General features: G+C 73.9%; 7 protein-coding genes. 4 read left to right on the top strand and 3 right to left on the bottom strand.

The window, feature by feature from the left end; genetic code table 11:
- Position 1: 1 nt before the first annotated feature.
- Positions 2-964, bottom strand: coding sequence for a terpene synthase family protein (locus ACWEVO_RS04775; RefSeq protein ID WP_452306225.1), 963 nt, complete (start codon positions 962-964; stop codon positions 2-4).
- Positions 965-1,128: 164 nt separating this feature from the next.
- On the opposite strand from ACWEVO_RS04775, the gene ACWEVO_RS04780 reads away from it, so the two are divergent.
- Positions 1,129-1,770, top strand: coding sequence for a UbiX family flavin prenyltransferase (locus tag ACWEVO_RS04780; protein ID WP_452306226.1), 642 nt, complete (start codon positions 1,129-1,131; stop codon positions 1,768-1,770).
- 30 nt (positions 1,771-1,800) lie between these two features.
- Here the strand turns inward: ACWEVO_RS04780 and ACWEVO_RS04785 are convergent, their stop codons facing one another.
- Complete coding sequence (locus ACWEVO_RS04785) at positions 1,801-2,067, bottom strand: BldC family transcriptional regulator (RefSeq protein WP_013473529.1); 267 nt, start codon at positions 2,065-2,067, stop codon at positions 1,801-1,803.
- A 268-nt stretch (positions 2,068-2,335) separates the two neighbouring features.
- Here ACWEVO_RS04785 and ACWEVO_RS04790 point away from each other — a divergent pair, with 268 nt between their 5' ends.
- The 3 genes from ACWEVO_RS04790 (at position 2,336) to ACWEVO_RS04800 (ending at position 4,905) form a co-directional block, all read left to right on the top strand.
- The gene (locus ACWEVO_RS04790; RefSeq protein ID WP_452306227.1) at positions 2,336-2,794 is read left to right on the top strand and encodes an Lrp/AsnC family transcriptional regulator; all 459 of its coding nucleotides are present in this window, start codon (positions 2,336-2,338) and stop codon (positions 2,792-2,794) included.
- A gap of 166 nt (positions 2,795-2,960) precedes the next feature.
- Positions 2,961-3,791: an SDR family NAD(P)-dependent oxidoreductase gene (locus tag ACWEVO_RS04795; RefSeq protein ID WP_452306228.1), complete on the top strand. Its 831-nt coding sequence runs from the start codon at positions 2,961-2,963 to the stop codon at positions 3,789-3,791.
- A 22-nt stretch (positions 3,792-3,813) separates the two neighbouring features.
- Positions 3,814-4,905, top strand: a complete 1,092-nt coding sequence (locus ACWEVO_RS04800; RefSeq protein WP_452306229.1) for a PLP-dependent cysteine synthase family protein — start codon at positions 3,814-3,816, stop codon at positions 4,903-4,905.
- A gap of 22 nt (positions 4,906-4,927) precedes the next feature.
- Here ACWEVO_RS04800 and ACWEVO_RS04805 read toward each other — a convergent pair whose 3' ends face one another.
- Positions 4,928-5,548, bottom strand: a complete 621-nt coding sequence (locus ACWEVO_RS04805; protein ID WP_452306231.1) for a putative glycolipid-binding domain-containing protein — start codon at positions 5,546-5,548, stop codon at positions 4,928-4,930.
- Between the last annotated feature and the right edge of the window lie 518 nt (positions 5,549-6,066).

Genomic DNA, 6,066 nt, shown 5'->3' on the forward strand with positions numbered 1-6,066 from the left:
GTCAGGCGTCGACCGGATAGCGGGCGCTCTCCAGCGTCCAGTCGACGGTGCCCCGGACCGCGTTGGCCACCCCGTCGAGATAGGTGGCGACCGACTCGTCCAGCGCCGGACCGAACGACGGCACGGCGGCGCGCAACGCCATGAAGCGCGCCATCTCGGTGCGCCAACGCGCGGCGACCAGTGCCACCGCGGTCTCCAGCGGCACGTCCCGCTCGGCGGCGACCGCCAGCACCAGGTTGTGGCCGCCGGCCGCGACCCGGTCGCGGTCCAGCGAGGCGATGTCGTTGAACCAGGAGAGCAGGTCGTTGGCGAGCTGGCCGAGCCGGTGCAGCGCGGGATGGTGGTAGACCGGGTCAGGCAGCGGGCGGGCGGCGGCGAACTCGATCAGCGGGTACGACACGTACGCCGCCGAGGTGGCCCGGCGCAGCTGCACGTACTCGTCGACCCCGGGCGGGCGGCCCGTGCGCCGGGCCACCGCCTCCCGCCAGACGCCGTCGAGATGGTCGACGACCGCGTCGGCGAACCGCAACCGCCAGCGGGCCGGCATCCGGCGCCGGGGCTCCCGCCAGGCCCCCACCAGCAACCGCCGCAGCGGCCCGGAGAAGCCGGGGTGCCGGGCCCGGGGACCCTCCCGGAGCAGGGCGAGCGTGCCGTCCCGCAGGGCCCGGATCGGTGCCGGATCTGGGCGGCCCGGCCCGTCGCTGGCGTCGTCGACCAGGAAGAACCAGGTGAACAGCGCGGCCAGCACCCGCAGGTCGGGCTCGGTGGCGTCCGGGTAGAGCCGGCCGGCGTAGCGGGCGAAGCCGGCCCGGGCCAACCGTTGCCGGGCCGCCGGTGCGGGCGGCAGGTCGAGCCGGTCGAGCTGGTCGATGAGCCAGTCCTGCACCTGGTCGGCGTACGGGGAGAGCCGGGGCTCGATCGGGCAGTCGGACCGCAGCGACCGGAGCACCGCCTCCGTCAGCACCGGCCCCTCCCATCGACGTGAATACGACGAAAGCATGGCAGGTCGCCGGGAGCGGTGCCGCCCGGGTGGACAACGGCGGCGCTCGTGGGGCAACCGGGACGTCCGGGACGCCCTTCCCGGGGGTCCCCGCCCGGTCCCGGAGCCGACCAGGCACGCTTGACGGCATGCGCGAACCATGGGTGGTCGGCGTCTCCGGCGCGTCCGGTACGCCGTACGCGGCCGCGGTCGTCCGCGGCCTGCTCGACGCCGGTGCGGCGGTGGACCTGATCGTCTCCCGGGCCGCCCGGCTGACCATCCTCGACGAGACCGGCCGCCCGTTCCGGGACGGGCACTGGGCCGAGGACCTGGCGGCCTGGCTGGGCCGCGACCTCGCCGACGCCGACCTGCGGCACTGGCCCGCGGGCGACCTCGCCGCCGGACCCAGCAGCGGCTCCTACCCGGTACGCGGGATGGCGGTCGTGCCGGCGAGCACGGCCGCCTGCGCCGGCATCGCGATCGGGCTGTCCAAGGACCTGTTGCAGCGCGCCGCCGAGGTGAACCTCAAGGAGCGGCGGCCGGTGGTGGTGGTGCCTCGGGAGACCCCGGTGACCCGCAGCCACCTGGAGCACCTCATCGCGCTGCACGACGCGGGCGCGGTGGTGCTGCCGGCCAGCCCCGGCTTCTACGGCGCGGGAGCGGCGGCGTCGGCCCAGCAACTGATCGACTTCGTGGCCGGCAAGGTGCTGGACGCGCTCGGTGTGCCGCACACCCTGTTCCGCCGCTGGTCCGGCGAGCTGGCGGCCCGACCGGACACGGACCGGAACTGACGTCCGGCCCGGGTCCTGGTCGGTGCCGACTCAGTACATGCCGGCGTTCGCCGGGCCGGGTCCGGTCGAGGCGGTCGGGCCCATGTTGCGTGCCTTGCCCATGTCCTCCGCCTCGTCCAGCATTCCCTCCCCTTCAAGCAGGGCCCGCACCTCGGATTCCCGAAACCGGCGATGCCCGCCTGGAGTCCGGATGCTGCCGATCCGGCCGGCCGCTGCCCATCTGGTCACGGTCTTCGGGTCAACCCGAAACAGCGCAGCGACCTCTCCCGGTGTCAGCAGGCGATCTCCAGTGTCCACAGCCCCCTCCTCGCGTCGACGAAGCCCCCGGCTGAACACACTGCCCCCGGCCGGTGCGAGCCCAGAGCCGTCATGAGGGACGTATGGCAATTACAGCACCGGCGGCCAGGCCTGTCCGCCAAACGCGAAAAACGCACATGATGAGAAGTTAGTAAATGGTACCGGTGCAGAGCCCCCATGACGATCCGTTTGTGAATGGCAACGCGACGTCATGTTCAACTGATACCGACCGTCTCACGTTACGGCGGAACGGATAGGGTCACTCTCCGTGGACGCGATCGACCGGAGCCTCGTGGAGCTGCTGCGCGGCAATGCCCGCCTGTCGTACGCCGAGCTGGCCCGCCAGGTGGGCCTCTCCGCCCCGGCGGTGCACGAGCGGGTCGGCAAGCTCGAGTCCGGCGGGGTCATCCGGGCGTACCGGGCCGAGGTCGAGCCGGAGGCGATCGGGCTCGCGGTCACCGCGCTGATCGGTATCGTGGAGGACTCCACCGCGGACACCGACGACGTGCTCGAAGCGTTCCGGCAGATGCCGGAGATCGAGTCCTGCTACTTCATGGCCGGCGTCGAGTCGTTCCTGCTCAAGGCGCGGGTCGGAACCATCGCCGAGCTGGAGCAGCTGATCGTCCGGCTCAACCGGACGCCGGGCGTCGCCTCCACCCGGACCGGCATCGCGTTGTCCACCAAGTGGGAGAACCGCCCCCAGCCGGTCGAGCCGTCCGCCTCCTGACCGCCGTGCCGTGACGCCAGGTGGGGTCCTTTCGCCCGCTACGAACCTGATGACGCAGATGACTCACCCGACGGTGGGCCGCTCCGCCGAATCGTTCGCGTCATCACGTTGGTAGGCGGACCGAAGGTATCTGGCCCCGGACGGCGCGCGGCGCTACCGTGCGCCGATGACGATCTCGATGCCGGGCGCGGCCGTGGTGACCGGGGCGGCCGGCGGCCTGGGCCGTGCGGTCGCCGCCGCGCTGCACGCCGACGGCTGGCGGGTGCTGCTCACCGACCTGGACGCCGAGGCCGTGGCCGCCGCCGCGGCCCCCCTCGGGGGCTGGTCGCGCCCCCTCGACGTACGCGACGAGGCGGCCTGCGCCCAGGTGGCGGCGGAGGCGGCGGGCGCCACCGGTGGCCTGGGCCTCTGGGTGAACAACGCCGGCGTCCTGGTTACCGGCCCCGCCTGGACACACGACGCGGCGACCCGGCGTCGGCTGATCGAGGTGAACACGCTCGGCGCGATGAACGGCACCCTCGCCGCGCTCGGCGTCATGCGGGCCCAGGGGCACGGGCACGTGCTCAACGTCGTGTCGCTCGCCGGGCTGATCGCCGCCCCGGGCGAGACCGTCTACGCGGCCAGCAAGCACGCGCTGCTGGCGTTCAGCCTCGGCACCCTCACCGACCTGCGGATGGCCGGCGTCCGGGACGTACACGTGTCGTGCCTGTGCCCGGACGGGATCTGGACGCCGATGCTGCACGACAAGCTGGACGACGCGGGGGCCCTGGCCTCCTTCACCGGGACGCTGCTGACGCCGGAGCGGGTGGCCGCGCGGGCCGTGCGGCTGGCCCGCCGGCCGCGGCCGGTGGTCAGCCTGCCGCGCTGGCGCGGCGCCCAGGTCCGGCTCCTCGACGCCTTCCCCCGGCTGGCCCTGGCGCTCCTCCCAGTGGTGCGGGCGGCGGGCCGGGCCGGCCAGCGCCGGCAGCGCCACCGGACCCGCCCGGACGCGAGCTGACCTCGCTTGTAACGTTGCCGACGTGACTCATCTCGACCGGTGTGACGAGGCCAGCCGGACCTGGGTGACCGAGGCGATCGCCGCGGTCGAGGCGGACGCCAACCGCTCCGCCGACACCCACCTTCTGCCCTTCCCGCTGCCCCGCGAGTGGGGCATCGACCTCTATCTCAAGGACGAGTCGGTGCACCCCACCGGTTCGCTCAAGCATCGGCTCGCCCGCTCGCTCTTCCTGTACGGGCTGTGCAACGGCTGGATCGGCCCGGAGACCACGGTCATCGAGGCGTCCTCCGGGTCGACTGCGGTCTCCGAGGCGTACTTCGCCCGGATGCTGGGGCTGCCGTTCATCGCGGTCATGCCCGCCTCCACGTCGCCCGAGAAGATCGCCCAGATCGAGTTCCAGGGCGGGCGCTGCCACCTGGTCGAGGACCCGGCCAAGGTGGTGATCGAGGCGCGCTGGCTGGCTGAGGACACCGGCGGGCACTTCATGGACCAGTTCACCTACGCCGAGCGGGCCACCGACTGGCGGGGCAACAACAACATCGCCGAGGCCATCTACGCGCAGCTCGCGCTGGAGCGACACCCCGTACCGGCGTGGATCGTGGTGGGCGCCGGCACCGGCGGCACCAGCGCCACCATCGGCCGGTACGCCCGCTACCGCCGGCTGCCCACCAAGCTCTGCGTGGTCGACCCGGAGAACTCCGCCTTCTACCCGGCCTGGCAGGCCGGCGACTGGTCGGTACGCACCGAGCGCGGCTCCCGCATCGAGGGGATCGGCCGGCCCTGCGTCGAGGCGTCCTTCCTGCCCTCGGTGGTGGACCGGATGGTCCGGGTGCCCGACGCCGCCTCGCTGGCCGCGATGCGGGCCGGGTCGAGGATCCTCGGCCGGCGGGTGGGCGGCTCCACCGGCACCAACCTCTGGGGTGCCTTCGGGCTGATCGCCGAGCTGCTCGCCGCCGGCCGGACCGGCTCGGTGGTCACCCTGATCTGCGACCCCGGTGACCGCTACGCCGACACGTACTACGCCGACGAGTGGGTGGCCAGGCAGGGCCTGGACCTCGTCCCGCACCTGGCCACCATCGACCGGTTCCTGACCACCGGCGCCTGGCCGGCCTGACCGTCGGCGGCGGGCCGGACGGTCAGCGGGAGCCGATCCGCTCGGCGAGGCCGGGATAGCGGACCACGTAGCCGTCGGGGTCCACGTCGAGGTCGGCGGTGAAGGTGCCGCTGGCGAAGCGGATCCGGCCGGGCCCCAGCGAGGTGTAGACCTGCTCGGCGGGGACCACCAGCAGGCTGGGTACCAGCACCCAGGCCACGGTGACCTGCCGGGCCAGGTCCGCGGGGGCCCGGCCCAGCCCGAGCCGGCGGACCGGGAGGGTGTTGAACAGCGGCGACCCGCCCAGGTCGACGTCGAGCGCGTCGGCCAGCTGGTCCGGCTCCTCCGTGCCCGGCAGGCCGGCCGCCGGGTGCCCGGCCGCCTCCAGCGCCGCGTCCAGGTTGCCCTCCTCGCCGGTACGCACTTGCCAGCCGTCCCCACCCCGCTCCAGGCGTACGCTCCGGGCCCAGCCCGCCCCCTCGGCCTCGACCTCCAGCCGGCCGGCCGTCCCGTCCGCGCCGACGGTCAGGTGGTAGCGGCAGGTGTACGGGATCGGGTCGACGGCCAGCAGCACACCCTGCGCGGTGAGGCCCTGACGGTCGTCGAGGACGACGTGCTCGGAGCCGGCGGTGTCGGTCCTGGCCCAGAAGAGGGACTTCGGCATGGTCGGCATGAATCGGACGTTACGCCACTGCGGGGACACCGGCACGGGATGCGGAAACGCCGCCGCCGGGCGGGTGCCCGACGACGGCGTCCCGTCGTGCCGTTAGCTCAGTGGGTCCGCGCCGGCGGACGTCCTCCGTAGCCGCGCCGGTCGTCCCGGCCGCGTCCCTCGGGCCGGAAGCCGCCCCGGCGCTCCGGGGCCCGGAAGTCGCCACCCCGCTCGCCGAACCGCCGGTCACCCTGGCCGTCGCGGTCGCCGTACCGCCGCTCGCCACGCTCCCGGTCGGACGGCGCGCGCTCACCACGCTCGGCGAAGCCCCGCCCACCCCGGTCGTCGAAACCGCGCCCACCGGTGGACCGCTCGTCGAAACCGCGCCCGCCGGTGGACCGGTCGTCGAAGCGGCGCCCGCCGGTCGGCCGGTCTCAGGGTCAGGTCACGGCTGCACGCGCGCGAATACTTCGAGTGGATGTGCAGATCCGCGACGAATGGCGGGAAGCCACCGGGGGGTGCGGCGCTGA

The sequence above is a fragment of the Micromonospora sp. NPDC003776 genome, assembly GCF_053605645.1.

Coding starts and splice junctions, on each gene's coding strand:
- ACWEVO_RS04780 (WP_452306226.1), top strand. CDS start 1,129: ATGCGCGAACCATGGGTGGTCGGCGTCTCCGGCGCGTCCGGTACGCCG.
- ACWEVO_RS04795 (WP_452306228.1), top strand. CDS start 2,961: ATGACGATCTCGATGCCGGGCGCGGCCGTGGTGACCGGGGCGGCCGGC.
- ACWEVO_RS04805 (WP_452306231.1), bottom strand. CDS start 5,548: ATGCCGAAGTCCCTCTTCTGGGCCAGGACCGACACCGCCGGCTCCGAG.